Annotated in this window: 14 protein-coding genes; 8 read left to right on the top strand and 6 right to left on the bottom strand. The window is 68.1% G+C overall.

The genetic code is table 11. The annotated features are described in order from the left end of the window. Positions 1 to 798 (top strand): hydroxyacid dehydrogenase (locus tag VE326_03455; GenBank protein HYJ32251.1); only part of this gene is annotated, 798 nt, incomplete at its 5' end. A gap of 643 nt (positions 799 to 1441) precedes the next feature. After that, the gene (thrH, locus tag VE326_03450) at positions 1442 to 2059 is read left to right on the top strand and encodes a bifunctional phosphoserine phosphatase/homoserine phosphotransferase ThrH (protein ID HYJ32250.1); all 618 of its coding nucleotides are present in this window, start codon (positions 1442 to 1444) and stop codon (positions 2057 to 2059) included. A 36-nt stretch (positions 2060 to 2095) separates the two neighbouring features. On the opposite strand, the gene VE326_03445 is transcribed toward thrH, so the two are convergent. Next, the gene (locus VE326_03445; protein ID HYJ32249.1) at positions 2096 to 2461 is read right to left on the bottom strand and encodes a hypothetical protein; all 366 of its coding nucleotides are present in this window, start codon (positions 2459 to 2461) and stop codon (positions 2096 to 2098) included. A gap of 82 nt (positions 2462 to 2543) precedes the next feature. Further along, positions 2544 to 3566 carry a hypothetical protein gene (locus VE326_03440; protein ID HYJ32248.1) on the bottom strand — a complete coding sequence of 341 codons (1023 nt, stop codon included), beginning with the start codon at positions 3564 to 3566 and terminating at the stop codon, positions 2544 to 2546. 297 nt (positions 3567 to 3863) lie between these two features. Here VE326_03440 and VE326_03435 point away from each other — a divergent pair, with 297 nt between their 5' ends. From VE326_03435 to VE326_03420, 4 genes are read left to right on the top strand one after another with little or no spacing between them, the layout of a single operon-like run. Beyond that, on the top strand, positions 3864 to 5168 hold the full coding sequence (locus VE326_03435; GenBank protein ID HYJ32247.1) for an adenylosuccinate synthase: 1305 nt from the start codon (positions 3864 to 3866) through the stop codon (positions 5166 to 5168). Between the two features lie 59 nt (positions 5169 to 5227). Then, positions 5228 to 6031 (top strand): c-type cytochrome, encoded by an 804-nt coding sequence (locus tag VE326_03430; GenBank protein HYJ32246.1) that lies wholly within the window; start codon positions 5228 to 5230, stop codon positions 6029 to 6031. Between the two features lie 34 nt (positions 6032 to 6065). After that, on the top strand, positions 6066 to 7322 hold the full coding sequence (locus VE326_03425; protein HYJ32245.1) for a diaminopimelate decarboxylase: 1257 nt from the start codon (positions 6066 to 6068) through the stop codon (positions 7320 to 7322). Between the two features lie 16 nt (positions 7323 to 7338). Further along, positions 7339 to 7707, top strand: coding sequence for a VOC family protein (locus VE326_03420; GenBank protein HYJ32244.1), 369 nt, complete (start codon positions 7339 to 7341; stop codon positions 7705 to 7707). A 67-nt stretch (positions 7708 to 7774) separates the two neighbouring features. Here the strand turns inward: VE326_03420 and VE326_03415 are convergent, their stop codons facing one another. The 3 genes from VE326_03415 to VE326_03405 all read right to left on the bottom strand — a co-directional run bounded on the left by VE326_03415 (position 7775) and on the right by VE326_03405 (position 11991). Further along, a complete protein-coding gene (locus VE326_03415) occupies positions 7775 to 8632 on the bottom strand; it encodes a BTAD domain-containing putative transcriptional regulator (GenBank protein ID HYJ32243.1) in 858 nt (285 codons plus the stop codon). Between the two features lie 250 nt (positions 8633 to 8882). Then, positions 8883 to 9803 carry a hypothetical protein gene (locus tag VE326_03410; GenBank protein HYJ32242.1) on the bottom strand — a complete coding sequence of 307 codons (921 nt, stop codon included), beginning with the start codon at positions 9801 to 9803 and terminating at the stop codon, positions 8883 to 8885. Beyond that, the gene (locus VE326_03405; protein ID HYJ32241.1) at positions 9793 to 11991 is read right to left on the bottom strand and encodes a hypothetical protein; all 2199 of its coding nucleotides are present in this window, start codon (positions 11989 to 11991) and stop codon (positions 9793 to 9795) included. Before VE326_03405 ends, VE326_03410 begins: the two co-directional genes overlap by 11 nt. Before the next feature lie 180 nt (positions 11992 to 12171). Here VE326_03405 and VE326_03400 point away from each other — a divergent pair, with 180 nt between their 5' ends. Beyond that, positions 12172 to 14781 (top strand): sodium-translocating pyrophosphatase, encoded by a 2610-nt coding sequence (locus tag VE326_03400; protein ID HYJ32240.1) that lies wholly within the window; start codon positions 12172 to 12174, stop codon positions 14779 to 14781. A gap of 239 nt (positions 14782 to 15020) precedes the next feature. Further along, positions 15021 to 15548 carry a hypothetical protein gene (locus VE326_03395; protein ID HYJ32239.1) on the top strand — a complete coding sequence of 176 codons (528 nt, stop codon included), beginning with the start codon at positions 15021 to 15023 and terminating at the stop codon, positions 15546 to 15548. A gap of 173 nt (positions 15549 to 15721) precedes the next feature. On the opposite strand, the gene VE326_03390 is transcribed toward VE326_03395, so the two are convergent. Continuing rightward, the coding region (locus tag VE326_03390) for an OPT/YSL family transporter (GenBank protein ID HYJ32238.1) at positions 15722 to 16160 on the bottom strand (439 nt) is incomplete at its 5' end.

Raw genomic sequence — 16160 nt, 5'->3', positions numbered from 1 at the left:
GTGGCCACGATCGACGCGTGGGTCGTGCGCGGCGCGACCAAGGTGACCCGCAGGCTATTGGACGCCGCGCCGCAGCTTCGCTGGGTGGCGCGCGCCGGGGCCGGGCTCGACAACATCGACACGGCCGCCGCCTCGGAGCGGGGAATCGGCGTCCTCAACGTCCCCGGCGCGAATGCGGTGGCCGTGGCCGAGCTGGTGTTCGCGCTCCTGCTCGGGCTGTTCCGGAAGATTCCCGAGGCGGACGCCGCGGTGCGCCGCGGCGGGTTCGACAAGATCATGGGCCGCGAGCTTCGCGGGAAGACGCTCGCGATCGTCGGTCTCGGGAAGATCGGCAGCGCGGTGGCCCGCCGCGCCCGCGCCTTCGAGATGGAGGTGATTGGGTTCGACCCGGTCGTCTCGTCCGCGGACGCCCGTGCCATGGGCGTCGAGCCCGTCACGTTCGAGGACCTCTTCCCGCGCGCCGAGATCCTGACGCTGCACGCGCCGATGCTCCCTGAGACGAGGGGCATGGTGGGAGCCGCCCAGATCGCCCGGATGCCGCGGGGGTCGGTGCTCGTGAACGCCGCGCGCGGGGCCTTGGTGGACGAGGCCGCCCTGGTCGAGGCGCTCCGGAGCGGAGCCCTCGCCGGCGCCGCGCTCGACGTCTACGTCGAGGAGCCCCCGAAGGGGTCGCCGCTCCTCGCCATGCCGAACGTCGTTCTCACGCCGCACATCGGTGCCTCCACGGTGGAGGCACAGGAAGCCGTGGGGGAGGAGATCGTCCGGATGCTGCTGGAGAAGATGGGGGTGGGGCCCTGACGCTTTCGGGCCGAGGGCGTTCCCGAACCGGACACTCCCCGGCCGGGGGCGGGGAAGACACTCCCGGGCCGAGGGCGGAGCACTCCCCAACGGAGGCGGCACACCCCCGGCCGGGCCCCGGAAGATCGACTCGCCCCGGGGCGAGTTAACTTTTATATAAACTTGCGCCGGCGCAAGTTAAGTTCTATGTAAACTCGCCCCGGGGCGAGTTAAGGTTTATGTAAGCCTGCGCCGGCCCCAAGCTGCTCCCGCCCGAAAAAATGCTCCTCCCTACCAAAAAATACGCATCTCGGGGTTGACATCGCTCCCTCCTTGGCCGAACATTTTCCCAACGCGGAAAGGAGGTGGTCCAGTGCACGATGGTATCGGCAGTAGGATCAGCGGAGGTGGCTGTAGCTAGTCGCACCCGTTTCGCCTTTGTCGGACTGGTCTGACTGGCGAATCCAAACAGACCACCGGAGCTTCGAGGGAGGCCTCACAAGCCTCCCTCACTCTTTTTCGGTTGGAAGGCGCGTGGAGGGTCCGTCCGGAGCCACGCCGGCCAGGCCGCCCCGTCGGGTCAATTCGACTGGCCCCGACCACATAGCCCGTCGGGTCAATTCGACTGGTCCCGGGTCCCACCCCTCGCTACACTCCCGCCCTCATGATCGCCGCGATCGACCTGGAAGGGGTCCTGGCACCCGAAATCTGGCCCCACCTGGGGGAGGAGTTCGGCATCCCCGACCTGCACCTCACCACCCGGGACGTCGCCGACTTCGAGGAGCTGATGCAGCGGCGGGTGACCGCCCTGGACCGCGCCGGGATCACGCTGGCCAAGGTCCAGAAGGCGGCCCATGAAGTGCAGCCCTACCTGGGCTCCCGGGAGTTCCTGAAGCGCATCCGCCGCCACTGCCAGGTCATGATCATCTCCGACACCTTCCACGAGATGGCGGAGCCGCTGGTGGAGCACCTGGGCGGCTTCAATCTCTTCGCCAACCGGTTCGAGACCGACGCGCACGGGCGCATCGTCGGATGGAAGCTCCGGATCCGGGGGCGGAAGGCGATGGTGATCGAGGGGATGCGCCGCGCGGGGTTCAAGGTGATCGGAATGGGGGACAGCCTGAACGACCTCACGCTTCTCCAGAACGCCGACTATCCGGTGCTCTACCGCCCCGTGGCCGCGCTGCGGGAGGCGCTGCCCCAGGCGCCCGTGGTGGACGGCCTGGACGAGGCGCTCTCCCGCTTCCTCGAGATCTTCCGGCAGAACGGCGCCGAAACCTGACAAGCTGAGCCGCGGCTCGCCCCGAGCCCCGGAACCTCACCTCGGAGGCGCGGTGACGTCTCCGACTTCCCGGACCTCGACCTTGTAGCCCTCGATCTTCCCCGGAATCGCGATTCGATCCTCGCGCGAGATGTGCGAGGTGTAGACGACGATGACCGGCTCGTCGTCCTTCTTCCCCTCGCCGGTTCCGGTCACTCCCTTGATGGTCATGAGCGAAGGCGTCTGACGCCGGAGCACGTCCTCGATCGGGACCAGGTTCTCTCTCATGGTGTCTCCCAGGGCGATCTGGCGCGACGGGTTCCTGGGATCGGGCATCCGCTGCGTGCAGGAGGCCGCGGCCAGGGTGAGCGCGAAAAGCAGCGATGCGGCGGCGGACCGCCGCCGGGAACGGGGAGTGTTCATGGTCCACCTCGTTGCGAACCGCCTCAAAAAAAGGCGGGCGAAGCGCCGGAGCGCTCCGCCCGCACCGGGGTCTTCGTGAAGCTTACTTCATGCTGACGCCCAGCGCCTGCAGCACCGGGCCGATCGGATTCGAGAACGAGGCCGAGGACGAGCCCGCGAAGCAGAGGCCCACCGGGTTGTTCCCCGTCTCGGTCACCATGAGGGAGCCCGAGTCGCCGGAGCGGATGAACTGGCCGCCGGTCTGGATCTGGCCCGTGAACGTCGCGTTGCCGTCCGTGTAGCCGACCGTGATCGTCACGTTGACGGCCTGGATCGTGTCGTGCGTGAGGCCCGAGGTGCGGCCCGTCTTCTTGACGGCGAGGCCGACCGACGGGGACACGGTCGTCTGGGACGGCGTGTAGCCGCCCGCCGAGACCGCGCTGTAGGAGAGGCCCGAGCTGGGCTGCGCGATGGCGCAGTCCACCGTGTTCGACCCGCCAAAGGTGATCCGCTGGAAGGCGGCGAGGGTGCCGATCTGCGGCGTCTGCGCGCACTTCGGCTTGCCGTCGTAGCGGCCCGGCGCGTCGATGCGCTCGCCGATGGAGGCGGCATTCTCGCGCGCGAAGACGTGGTTGTTCGACAGGAAGTAGTCCACCCCGCCCTTCACGACGACCGCGCCGAGCGTGCCGGAGGCGCACTCGTTGTCGTTGCCGGTCGAGTTGCCCATCTGCAGCGATCCACCGCCCGGACGCGCGTAGGGAATCACGTGGCCGGTGACCAGCGTGCGGGTCTTGATCCCGTCGATCTCGGCGGGGACGCGGACGCCTTCACGCTCGGTATAGACCACGATGACGGCCTTGCCGGCCGCATCGGCCGAGACGCCGGTGCCGATGATGCCGTTGCCCATGAGGCCAGGCGTGGCGCGCTCCTGCGAGGCGATGGCCGCGCGGATGCCCGGATCGTCGAGGCGAATGACTCCGGAGAAGGAGCCGCTGGATCCCGACTGGCTGAGCTTCGGCGCGAGGACCGGCGCGCCGTCCTTGCTGCAACCCGTGATCCACAGAGCGCTCGCCGACAGGGCCACGACGGCGAGGAGAAGAAGGGAACGGCGGTGCGGGTGCTTCATGGTGGGGAAGTCCTCCAGGATGCGGATGGGACCGGTACGGTCGCGTCCGGCAGGAGAGGTCGGGAGCCGATCTCCTCCGGTCGGGCGCGGGGACGAGTGCCGCGTGAGACCCCGGTTGAACTGCTGCGAACGAACACTATAACACAATGGCATCACGAATTCTAGCGAAATCGCTCCCGGCCCGCTCTCGCGCGTCGCCTTGACGCGCCACCCCCACTCTGGTAGTTTTCCGCCCGTCGAGAATGGAGCCTGCCGCGGCGCCTCGCGCTCGCGGTCTTTTCGTTTGGAGGCAGAGCGATGTCCGTGCGCGTCATCGTCGGCGCCCAGTGGGGCGACGAGGGCAAAGGGAAGATCGTCGACCTCCTCAGCGATGAGGCGGACGTGGTCGCGCGCTACCAGGGCGGCCCGAACGCCGGGCACACGGTCTGCACCGGCGGGAAGACGTTCGTCCTCCATCTGATCCCTTCCGGCATCCTTCGGCCCGCGACCACCTGCTACATCGGAAACGGCGTCGTCGTGGACCTGGCCGCTCTCGAAGAGGAGCGGGGCGCCGTCGCGAAGCAGGGAATCTCGGTCGAGGGACGCCTCTTCGTGAGCGGCTCGGCCCACGTCATCCTGCCCGACCATCGCCTGGCCGAGCGCCACAACGAGTCGGGCGCCTCGGGACCCGCCATCGGCACGACGGGGCGCGGCATCGGACCGGCCTACACCGACAAGGCGGCCCGCGTGGGACTCCGCGTGGCCGATCTCCTCGAGCCGGAGATCCGCGAGGAGCGGGTGCGGAGGCTCCGGGAGCGCACGCTCAAGCTGATCGGGAAGGACGCGCCGGTCGAGCCGCTCGACCAGGTGCTCGCGCGCCTGGAGAAGGACGCCGAGCGGGTCCGGCCGATGGTGGTCAACGTCTCCCTCGCGGTCTCCGAAGCGGTCGCCGCCGGCAAGCGGATCCTCCTCGAGGGGGCGCAGGGAACGCACCTCGACCTGGACCACGGCACCTACCCGTTCGTCACGTCGTCCAGCGCGGTCTCCGGCGGCGCCTGCACGGGTGTCGGGATCGGTCCGACGCAGATCGACGAAGTGATCGGCGTGGCGAAGGCGTACGCCACGCGCGTCGGAAACGGCCCCTTCCCCTCGGAACTCACGGGCCCGATCGCCGACCTGCTCCGCGAGGAGGGGAACGAGTACGGCGCCACCACGGGACGCCCGCGCCGGTGCGGCTGGTTCGACGCGGTGGCGATCCGCCACGCCGTGCGCGTGAACGGGCTCACGCAGCTCGTCATCACCAAGCTCGACGTGCTCGACAGCCTGGAGGAGATCGCGGTGGTCACGGCCTACACGGCCGGCGGTCGTAAGCTGACCGAGATGCCCGAGTCGCTGACGGAGCTCACCGCGGCCAAGCCCGTGCTCGAGACCTTCCCGGGGTGGAAGGCGCCGACCGGCGGCGCGCGGGAATGGGACGACCTCCCGCCCGAGGCGCGCCGCTACCTCGACCGGCTGGAGATGCTGGCCCGGGTCCCGATACGCCTCGTCTCGGTGGGCTCGGGGCGCGACGAGAACGTCCGGCGCCATGCCAACCTTCGCTCCACCGAAACCGTCGGACTGTAGGAGCCGTTCGAGAGCCGATTTCGCACGTCCCCCCGCCTCGCCGGAGAGGAGCCACGCCGATGCCTCGTCCGCAGCCCCTTCGCTTCGCCGCGCCCCTCGTCGTGCCCGCGATCGCCCTGGCCGCGCTTCTGGCGCTGCCCGCGGCGGCTCCGCGCACGGCCGGCGCGCAGCAGGCGCAGTTCGAATGGCCCGCCCACCCGAAGAACCTCAAGGTCCTGCCCAAGAGCACGACGCCGGACCAGCTCCGCGAGACCATGGTGGGCTTCACGCAGTCGCTGGGGGTCCGGTGTCCCTACTGCCACGTCGGTGAAGAGGGGAAGCCGCTCACGACGTTCGATTTCTCGTCGGACGCCAAGCCGACCAAGCAGATCGCGCGCGACATGGTGCGGATGATGGGCGACATCCACAAGGATCTCGGCAGGATGAGGCTCTCGTCGGGCGTGCCGCGCGTGAACGTGCGCTGCATCACCTGCCACCACGGCCACGCGCGCCCGACGACGCTCACCGAAGAGCTGATGGTGACCTACGACCGGGCCGGGATCGATTCGACCCTGGACGCCTACCAGAAGCTCAAGGGGCGCTACTTCGGGCGGGACGCCTACGACTTCAGCGAGAACGGACTCGCGGACTTCGGCGCCGAGCTCCAGAAGAAGGGGCGCGCCGACGACGCGATCCGCGTGCACCAGCTCAACGTGCAGCAGTACCCCACGTCGATGCGGGCGTACGGCGCGCTGGAGCAGGCCTACGAGACGGCGGGGCGCAAACAGGAAGCGATCGACACGTACCACAAGATGCTCGACATGGATCCGAGCAACTCCAACATCCAGCGCCGGCTGCACGAGCTGGAAGGCTCGGGGAAGTAGCCCGGCGGTTCCCGCCGGCACGGGGAGTGTCGACCTGTTCCTGACCGCGGCCGAAGCCGCCGAGGTTCGCGAGCGGTTCGGCACTCCCTGCTACGTCTACGACCGGGTCGCGGCCGAGGAGGCCGCCGACCGCGCGCTCGCGTTCCCCCACGCGTTCGGGCTCACCGTCCGCTACGCGATGAAGGCGAACCCCAACCGGGCCCTTCTCGAGATCTTCCGCGACAAGGGGCTCGATATCGACGCCTCGAGCGACTTCGAGGTCGAGCGAGCCCTCCGCGCGGGGTTTGCGCCGGGGCGCATCATGCTGACCTCGCAGGTTCCCTCGACCCGCCTGGAGACGTGGATTCCCCTCGGCGTCCTCTATAACGCCTGCTCGCTCCACCAGCTCGAGCGCTACGGAAGAGCCTTTCCCGGCCGGGAGGTCACGATCCGGGTGAATCCGGGACAGGGGAGCGGTGCTTCCCACCGGGTCAACACCGGCGGGCCCACGTCCAGCTTCGGCATCTGGCACGAGCACCTGGACCAGGCGAAGGAGCTGGCCGCCCGGCACGGCGTCGTCCTTCGCGGCCTCCACACCCACATCGGCTCGGGGAGCGACCCGGCGGTGTGGACGCGGGTCGCCCATCTCGTGCTCGAGATCGCGCTCCAGCTCCCCGACGTCCGCACCGTCAGTCTGGGGGGCGGCTACCGGGTGGCGCGGGTCCAGGGGGAATCCGAGACCGATCTCAGGGCCGTCGGGGAGGCCTCGCGCCGCGCGGTGCTCGATTTCGAGAAGCGGACCGGCCGCGCCTTGCGCTTGGAGATCGAGCCCGGCACCTATCTCGTGGCCAACGCGGGGGTCGTGGTGGCGACCTGCGTGGACGTTGTGGACACGGGAGCGAAGGGGTTTCTGTTCGCCAAGCTGGACACCGGCATGACCGAAGTGATGCGGGCCTCGCTCTATGGCGCGCAGCACCCGCTCGGCGTCGCCGGGGCCGAGTCGCGGCCGCGCCAGGCGGTCGTGTTCGTGGGGCGCTGCTGCGAGTCGGGAGACATGCTCACGCCGGCGCCGGGAGACACGACGAAGCTCGCTCCGCGCGAAGTCCCGCGGCCGGAGATCGGCGATCTGGTCCTGGTCGGAGGAGCCGGGGCCTACTGCGCGGCGATGTCGACGCTGAACTACAACTCCTATCCCGTAGCGCCCGAGGTGCTGCGGGAGCGCGACGGAACGCTCCGCCTGGTCCGGCGGAGGCAGACGATCGAGGAGATGACGGCCGACGAGCTGCCGGCTAGCTCCGGCGGGCCGGCCTAAACGAAAGGAGCGCGTCATGGGAAAGCCCGTCGTTCACTGGGAATTCTGGTCCACCGATCCCGCCCGGGTCTCCGACTTCTACGCGAAGGTCTTCGATTGGAAGATCCAGAACATCCCCGAGCTGAACTACCGCTTCGTCGAGACCGGCGGCGGCGCCGGCATCAACGGCGGCATCATGCAGCCCGACCGGAGCGGCCCGTGGCCCGGGAACATGGCGTTCTACATCGACGTGGAGGACCTCGCGAGCTACCGGAAGCGGATCGTGGACGCGGGCGGGAAGATTCTCGTGGAAGAGCAGCAGGTCCCCGGGATGGGTTCCTTCTCGCTCTTCGCCGATCCCGAGGGCCGCGTGCTCGGGATCTGGAAGCAGACCGCCGCGCGCTGATCCCGGCGGCTCCCGCGGCGCTGCGCGGCGGCCCACGCGGCGGTAGGCGGGCGGTGCGAAGCGGGGCTCAGCGGTCCTTCTTGCTCCTCCGCGCTCTGGCCGGAAGCGTCTCCGCCTCGGCCGGCTCCGCGGCGCCCGGTACGGCGGCGGCCGGTCCGGACCCGCGGAGCTTCTTCCCGGAGCGGATCTCACGCATCAGGGCCACCGTCTCCTCCTCGGGGCGCGCGTTCAGCTCCTCGCGCACCGCGGCCACGCAGCGATCGTACTGGCGCAGCGCGCCCGTGCGGTCTCCGTTCGCCACGAAGAGGCGCATCAGCGCGCGATGGGTCCGCTCCCGCGCGCGATCGAATTCCAGCGCACGCATCGCGTACTGGATGCCCCCTTCCAGGTCGCCCGCCGCCTCGCGCGCCTCGACCAGCCGGTCCAGCAGCGCGAGATAGGCGTCCCGGCAGAATTCCCGCGGGTCGGCGCACCAGTCCTGGTGCCATCCCTCCAGAAGGTCCCCACGGTACAGGCTCGCCGCCGAGCGCAGCGCCTCCTCCGATTCCGAAGCGGGATCGGCGTGCGCGAAGCGCGCGAGCGCCGAGCGCAGCTCGCCCACGTCGGTCCAGATATCCTCGGCCGTCTCGAGCCGAAGCCATCCCGGCTCGGCGCGCAGCACGCGGCGCGCCCGCGTGGGACCGAGCGGCTTCAGGCTCCGGCGCAGATGCCAGATGGTCTGGCGCAGGTTCTTCCGCGCGCGCGGCTCGTCGATGCCGCCCCAGAGACGCGTGGCCAGCGCCTCGCGGGGATGCTCCCGCCCGGGGTGGAGGGCCAGGAACGCGAACAGCTCGCGCGTCTTCTGCGGCGCGCGAGCGAACAGGTCCGCCCCATTCAGGGAGACGGATAGCTTGCCCAATAGCTGGACTTTGACCTTTGGCTTCATGGGGGGTCTCATGGCCATGGGTCGCTGCGTCAGCTCCAAGGAACGGACTTCTCCATTTCGGTTAACAGGATTCGTGCCGAACGCTTCCGCGAGATCTTGCGGAAGGCGCCGCGTGATCGAATCGAGAGTTAGAGAGGAGAGGCGAGCCTGGGACGCAGGCGGGAAGCTGCACGGGCGCTACCTGTGTGTCGTCTTTGACGCTGAGACTTGTCGCCTGGTGTTGACTGCCTCTGCCGGCTGCGCCGGCAGTTTAACGATACGCAAACACCATCGCGTAGATGATCCAGAGGACGATCCCGAAGCCCAGGGTGAGCGCGGTCCAGCCGAACGCCCGGACGGCGCGGACCACGATCGGCGGGTAGGCCTCGACGAGGTGATTCCGGAGCTGGCCGCTCGCCACGAGGGCCTCGTACTCCGACGGCTTGTCCTCGCGGAACTCCTCGAGGGGCATCCGGCCGGTGAAGATCACGATGTCCATCGGGAATTTCTCGGGACGGAGGTGCGTGTTGAAGAAGTGCACCGTGAAGATGAACCCCGTCGCGAGCAGCGCCTCGTCGCTGTGGATGATCGTGGCCACGTTGATGAGCCACCCGGGCAGGACGGTCGTGAAGAGCTCGGGGAACCAGAGCATCAGCCCGGTCGAGCCGATGATCATCATCCCCCAGAAGACCGCGAAGTAGTCGAACTTCTCCCAGTAGGTCCAGCGCCCGTAGCGCGGGCGCGGCCCCCGGCCCAGGAACCAGCGGATGCTTCCGAGGAACTCGCTCAGGTCCCGCTTCGTGAGGAGCATCGTGTCGGGGCCGAAGATCAGGCGCCGCCACGAGCCGTACTCGTGCCGCTTCCGGCGGTAGAGGTCGACCAGGTGGGTGGCGAACGCGCCGATCATGAGCAGGGCCGCGAACCGGTGGATGTAGCCCGCGGTCTCGAACCCGCCGAGCAGGCGGGAAAGGATCCGCGCCCATCCGGTGAACGAGAACTTCAGCGTCAGGCCCGTGGTCGCCAGGCTGATGAAGCTGACGATCATCGTGACGTGGAGCAGCCGGTTGAGCCGGGTGAAGCGCTGGAACTGGACCTCGGGCCGCGGGAAGGGGTGGATCGCGGCCTCGTCGCGCGCGGGCGCGATTGGCGTCGTGGCGGGCGCCGGGATCGGGACCTGGGCCTCAGCCTTCATGGGAGCCTCCCGTGTTCTCGTCCTTCGCCGCGCCGTCGCCGTCGGAAGAGGTCGGCCTGACCGGATCGGGCCCGTCCTCGATCGGGTGTCCGTTCCGCTTCTTCCGCTCGTTCAAGGCGCGCGGCAGCCAGAGCAGCGTATGGATTCCGCCCACCGTGAAAGTTCCGATCAGGAGCGACGTCATCCCCCAGAACGTCCAGAAGAGGAGCGGATACTTCTTGGGGTCGTGATGCGTCGCGTGGGTGAGATATCCCGCGAAGCGCCGGGTGGCGCCCTCGTGGCACTTCCGGCAGGTCGCCACGACGTTCGCGCGGCTCAGGTGCGAGTGCGGGTCGGTGACGGGCAGGATGTCGTGCGCGCCGTGGCAGTCGTAGCACTTGGCCGTCTTCGTGTAGCCCAGCTGCGAAACCTTGCCGTGGTAGGTGTCCCAGTAGGACCTGGCGATGTCCTCGTGGCAGCGCCCGCACTTGGTCATGATGTCCAGCTTGAACCCCGTCGCGTCGGTGCGGCTGATCGTGTGCGCCGTGTGGCAGTCGCTGCAGACGGGAAGGTCCTTCTTGGTGTGACCCACCTGGGTCGCGTGCACGCTCTGCGCGAACTGCTCCTCGATGCCGTGGTGGCAGCGGCCGCACGTGTGCGGGATGTTCGCGCGGTTCACGCTGGAGACGGGATCGTCCTTGGGAAGCTCGCCGTGCGCCGTGTGGCAGCTCGTGCAGGTCGCCGTCACGGTGAGGCCGCTCTTCATGAGCCCCTTCCCGTGGATGCTCTCGGTGTAATGCTTCACGATGTCGTGCTGCGTCCCCTTGTAACGGCGCGCCGCCTTCTCCCCCTCGCGGTGGCAGCGCGCGCAGAGCGCGGGGACGCTGGTGGGGTAGGTCGGCGAGTCGGGGTCGGCCTTGCCCAGGATTCCATGGGTGCCATGGCACTCCTTGCAGGTCGGCGCGTTCGTGTCCTTCTTCGCGAACAGGGTGCCGTGCACGCTCTCGGCGTACTGGCGGCCCACGTCGGCGTGGCAGGAGGAGCAGTCCACCTTCTGCTTGATCGTCTCGCAGGGGCGGAGATGGGACGCGGTGACGTCGGAGTGGCACTGGCTGCACGAGACCTTCGCGTGGCGCGAGCCCGCGAGGTGATCGGTGTTCACGAACAGCGAGCGGCCGCCGTCCTTCGCCCTCAGGCCCGGCTCGGCGTGGCATCGCATGCAATCCCGGTCGGCCATGCCCTGGTCGTAGAAGACCTTCCGGATCTTGTGCGGCTGGTGGCAGTCGATGCAGGCCGGCAGCACGTGCGCCTGCTTCTCCCAGAGCTCGCCGCGGATCACCTTGCGGTGCACGACCTCGATCTCGGCATGGCACTGCGTGCAGGTCTTCGCGATGTTGCGCCGCGCGATCGAGGACTCGGGATTGGTGTGCGGCAGGATCGAATGCGCGGTGTGGCAGGAGGCGCAGCTGGGCGCGACGACGAGACCTTTCCGGAGCAGCGCCTCGCCGTGGATGCTCTCGGAGAAGTTCTCGAGGATGTGGTCCTGATGGATCGCGCGCAGCTTCTGGACCGGCGCTCCCTCCTGGTGGCACTTGCCACACGTATACGGAACCTGGAGCGGGGCCACCGGAGAGCGCATGTCCTTGCGCGGCAGGATCTCGTGGGCCGTCCCGTGGCAGCTCTGGCACCGCGGCGCAAGCGGGTCGCCCCGCGCGACCGCCAGGCCATGGAGCGACTTGGCGTGCTGCGCCTGCTCGGTCGCGTGGCAGGAGCCGCACTGGACCGGCGCCAGGTCCTCGTCGTGCGGGAGGTCCTTTCCGCGGAGATCGGCATGGCAGCCGACGCAGGGCACCGACCCATGCGCGAAGCCCTTGAACTTCTTCGCGTCGACGTAGACCGAGATCTTCTTCCCGTTCCGCGTGCCGGTCGCGGACGGGTCGGAGTGGCACTCGAAGCAGTCGGCGTCCGGCGGCTCCAGGATCGGGGACTTGGCCGCCGCGGCGGCAGCGGGCGGAGCGGCGGCGGCCGGGGCGGTCGCCGGCGGCGGCGCCTGAGCCAGGGCCGGAGCGCCGGCGAGCCCGAGCGCGCCGGTGAGAAACAGGGCAAGCGGAATCAGCGCGGCCGCCAGGGTTTGGGGGCGCGCCGGATGGCCGCGTAGCCGGGCGGCGCTTACGGCGGCCGCCACGGCGGTGTGAGTGTTCGGGCTCACAGGGTGAATCTGCGGCATGTCGGCCCGCCGAAACTACGGATCGGTGGGTGAGTTACGAGGTGGCCCTAGGTAGCATGGCGGGCACGGGCCGCGAGGCTCGCGACCGCCCTCTCGACAGCGGGCGGCCAACCTGCTATACATCTTCGACTTCTCGGGGGTTTTCGTTCCTTCCTTTGGGCGATGAAGCGTCTGCCAACCCCCCAGGCGGCCAACCCCACCCAGTCTCAACACGAGGTGAGGTACGACATGATGAAGTGGAAGACGACGGGAGTGCGCGGAACGGTCCTGGCGATCGTGCTCGCGGCGCTCTGCGCGGTGAGTCTCGCGGCGCTCGCGCCGGCCGCGATGGCGCAGGAGACCGGAGAGCACCACGGCGGCGAGGCGAATCTCCAGCTGCCCGACTTGAGCTCCGTGACCTTCGCGGGAGGACTGAACGGACACACGCTGCTCCTCTTCGGCCTGGCCATCTGCGCGCTTGGCCTCCTGTTCGGCATCCTGACCTACGGCCAGCTCAAGAACCTCCCGGTCCACCAGTCGATGCGGGAGATGTCCGAGCTGATCTACGAGACGTGCAAGACCTACCTGACCCAGCAGGGCAAGTTCCTCATCATGCTCTGGGTCTTCATCAGCCTCATCGTCCTCGTCTACTTCAAGTGGCTCGCGGTGACGGGCGTGGACGCGGCCGGGGCCATGATCCGCGGATTCCCGGCCTTCAAGGTGGCGGTGATCCTCTTCTTCAGCCTCGTGGGCATGGCGGGGAGCTATTCGGTCGCCTGGTTCGGGATCCGGATCAACACGTTCGCCAACTCGCGCACCGCGTTCGCCTCCCTTCGCGGGAAGCCCTTCCCCTGCTACTCGATTCCGCTCAAGGCGGGGATGAGCATCGGCATGGCGCTGATCTCGGTCGAGCTGCTGATCATGCTGATCATCCTCCTGTTCGTGCCCGGCGACATGGCCGGCCCCTGCTTCATCGGCTTCGCCATCGGCGAGTCGCTGGGGGCGGCCGCGCTCCGGATCGCGGGCGGGATCTTCACGAAGATCGCCGACATCGGCTCCGACCTCATGAAGATCGTATTCAAGATCAAGGAAGACGACGCGCGAAACCCGGGCGTGATCGCCGACTGCACGGGCGACAACGCCGGCGACTCGGTCGGTCCCTCGGCGGACGGCTTCGAGACGTACGGCGTGACCGGCGTCGCGCTCATCTCCTTCATCCTCCTCGCCATCCACGATCCGGTCGTCCAGGTGCAGCTCCTGGTCTGGATCTTCGTGATGCGCGTCATGATGATCGTGGCGAGCGGCGCCTCCTACCTCATCAACGAGGCGTGGAGCCGGGCGCAGTACGAGAACGCCGACCACATGGACTTCGAAGCACCCCTCACGCGGCTGGTCTGGCTGACCTCCTTCGTCTCCGTCATCGCCACCTACGCCGCATCGTACGTGCTGATCCGCGGGCTGGGGGACGGCTCGCTCTGGTGGAAGCTCTCGACGGTGATCACCTGCGGCACCTTGGCGGGCGCCGTGATTCCGGAGCTGGTCAAGATCTTCACCTCGATGAACTCCAAGCACGTCGCCGAGGTGGTGACGGCCTCGCGCGAGGGCGGCGCGTCGCTGAATATCTTGTCGGGCCTCGTCGCGGGCAATTTCAGCGCCTACTGGCTGGGGATGGCCATCCTCATGCTCATGGCGATCGCCTACGGGGTGAGCACGCTGGGGCTCGCGTCGATCATGATCGCGCCGGCGGTGTTCGCGTTCGGCCTCGTGGCGTTCGGCTTCCTGGGGATGGGCCCGGTGACGATCGCGGTGGACTCCTACGGGCCGGTTACCGACAACGCGCAGTCGATCTATGAGCTCTCGCTGATCGAGACGATCCCCGGCATCCAGGGGCAGCTCAAGTCGCAGTACGGCTTCGACGTGGACTTCGCCAAGGCGAAGGACAACCTGGAAGAGAACGACGGGGCGGGGAACACCTTCAAGGCGACCGCCAAGCCGGTGCTCATCGGGACCGCCGTGGTCGGCGCGACGACGATGATCTTCTCGATCATCGTCGCCCTCACCGAGGGGTTGAAGCCGGAGTACATCGTGAACCTCTCGCTGGTCCATGCGCCGTTCCTGCTCGGCCTGATCGCCGGCGGGGCCATGATCTACTGGTTCACCGGGGCCTCCACGCAGGCCGTCACGGCCGGCGCCTACCGCGCCGTCGAGTTCATCAAGCGGAACATCAAGCTGGAGGGAACGACCAAGGCGTCGGTGAGCGACTCCAAGAAGGTCGTGGCGATCTGCACGCAGTACGCGCAGAAGGGGATGTTCAATATCTTCCTGGCCGTCTTCTTTGGGACCCTGGCGTTCGCCTTCATCGAGCCGTTCTTCTTCGTGGGCTACCTAATCTCGATCGCGCTGTTTGGATTGTTCCAGGCGATCTTCATGGCGAATGCCGGCGGAGCGTGGGACAACGCGAAGAAGGTGGTCGAGGTGGTCACCAAGGAGAAGGGGACCGAGGTGCACGACGCCACGGTCGTCGGCGACACCGTGGGCGATCCGTTCAAGGACACCTCGTCGGTGGCCATGAACCCCGTGATCAAGTTCACGACGCTCTTCGGGCTGCTGGCGGTGGAGCTGGCGGTATCGCTCGCGCGCCAGAACGGCTCGATGATGACGACCATCCTGGCGGCGATCTTCTTCGCCATCTCGATGACCTTCGTCTGGCGTTCGTTCTACCGGATGCGGATCTCGGGCGAGGTGACGAAATCCGAGGCGGCGGCGATCGCCAAGGAAGCCCGCGCCAGCTAGAAACATTGCAGCGGTACGGGCTCCACCGATCGGAGCCCACGACGGGCCCGCGGCGCATCGCATGCCGCGGGCCCGATTTTCTTTGGCGCGGCGTTCGCCTCGACGTGATCGCGCCTCGGGACTAGACTCATGGCGCGGTATCCGGGATCCGGTTCCGAGGTCCCGTCGGTGAAGCCAAGATCGAACGAGCGGCGCGCACGGCCGAACGCGTGGACGACGCCACACCCAAGGAGAGGGATATGGGCATCTTCGATAATCTGAGCAACCTGCTGCAGCAGGCCCGCACCGGCAATGCGTCCGAGCCCGAGGTCCATGCGGCCTACGATCAAGTCTCCCAGTCCGTGCCCCAGGGGGCTCTGGCCGACGGACTGACGCACGCGTTCCAGTCGGACCAGACCCCGCCCTTCGAGCAGATGCTCATGGAGCTCTTCTCCCGCTCCACTCCGGACCAGAAGGCGGGCATTCTGAATCGGCTGATAGCGGCCGCCGGCCCCGCGGGCCTCGCGCAGCTGCGCAACGTGCTGGGAGGCGCGGCGGGCGTGGGCCCGGCGGGCATGGGCGCGGGCGCCACCGTCTCGCCCCAGCAGGCGCAGCAGGTGCCTCCGGCCACGGTTCAGACGGTCGCTCAGGAGGCGGCCCGCAAGGATCCGACGATCATGCAGCAGGCGGCATCGTTCTATTCCCAGCACCCCACGCTGGTGAAGAGCCTCGGCGTCGGCGCCCTGGCGCTGATCATGTCCCACATGAATCAGTCGCGAAGAATCTGACACAGCTTCATAACCGCAGTAACGGCCGCTCGGGTCGGACACTCGAGCGGCCGTTTTCTATGTCGTAACTCGCCCCGGGGCGAGTTTATATATATATTTAACTGCGCCAGCGCGTGTGAATTCGTGGACACCTGTCGATGCTGGCGACAATCAAGTTCAAGCCAGCACCTCTGTCACCCCCCCAGAACGTGCGCTACCGTCAGGAGGGCGATCAGCACGCCCATCAGGCTCTCGCCGGCGATGATCCCCGAGGAGACGGGGATGGTGTACTCCTCGTGCATCGTCGGCTTCTTCTTGGCCAGATAGAGTGCGATCAAAGCGCCGATGAACATCATGACGGAGTTGTAGCCGTTGATCGTGAAGGCGATCCCGAGCCCCGTGGGGGCGGGGATCCACTTCTTCTGCTTGGGGAACCACTTCTCGAGCAAGGGAAGCAGGATGCCCACGAGGGATCCGACCAACAGTCCGATACGCGCGGTCGGGTGCAAGGACCCCACGCCTTTCGACAAGAGCTCGGCCACGCCGCGCCAGACCTGGGCCGCCGGGGCGGGCCACTGCTCGGTTCCGAGCACTGACGCGTTCGGCACGAGGAGGAAGAAGACCGGGACCACG

Source organism: Candidatus Binatia bacterium, from assembly GCA_035631035.1.
In the GTDB taxonomy this organism is placed as follows: Bacteria; Eisenbacteria; RBG-16-71-46; order SZUA-252; family SZUA-252; genus DASQJL01.
Note: the sequence above shows the minus strand (reverse complement) of the source record. Positions and strands in the feature narration are given on the sequence as shown.

What these genes read in the sequence shown, in the direction of transcription:
- VE326_03440 (HYJ32248.1), bottom strand. Translation starts at nt 3,566, where the DNA reads ATGAAGCACCCGCACCGCCGTTCCCTTCTTCTCCTCGCCGTCGTGGCC.
- thrH (HYJ32250.1), top strand. Translation starts at nt 1,442, where the DNA reads ATGATCGCCGCGATCGACCTGGAAGGGGTCCTGGCACCCGAAATCTGG.
- VE326_03400 (HYJ32240.1), top strand. Translation starts at nt 12,172, where the DNA reads ATGAAGCGTCTGCCAACCCCCCAGGCGGCCAACCCCACCCAGTCTCAA.
- VE326_03420 (HYJ32244.1), top strand. Translation starts at nt 7,339, where the DNA reads ATGGGAAAGCCCGTCGTTCACTGGGAATTCTGGTCCACCGATCCCGCC.
- VE326_03430 (HYJ32246.1), top strand. Translation starts at nt 5,228, where the DNA reads ATGCCTCGTCCGCAGCCCCTTCGCTTCGCCGCGCCCCTCGTCGTGCCC.
- VE326_03410 (HYJ32242.1), bottom strand. Translation starts at nt 9,803, where the DNA reads ATGAAGGCTGAGGCCCAGGTCCCGATCCCGGCGCCCGCCACGACGCCA.
- VE326_03445 (HYJ32249.1), bottom strand. Translation starts at nt 2,461, where the DNA reads ATGAACACTCCCCGTTCCCGGCGGCGGTCCGCCGCCGCATCGCTGCTT.
- VE326_03415 (HYJ32243.1), bottom strand. Translation starts at nt 8,632, where the DNA reads ATGAAGCCAAAGGTCAAAGTCCAGCTATTGGGCAAGCTATCCGTCTCC.
- VE326_03435 (HYJ32247.1), top strand. Translation starts at nt 3,864, where the DNA reads ATGTCCGTGCGCGTCATCGTCGGCGCCCAGTGGGGCGACGAGGGCAAA.
- VE326_03395 (HYJ32239.1), top strand. Translation starts at nt 15,021, where the DNA reads ATGGGCATCTTCGATAATCTGAGCAACCTGCTGCAGCAGGCCCGCACC.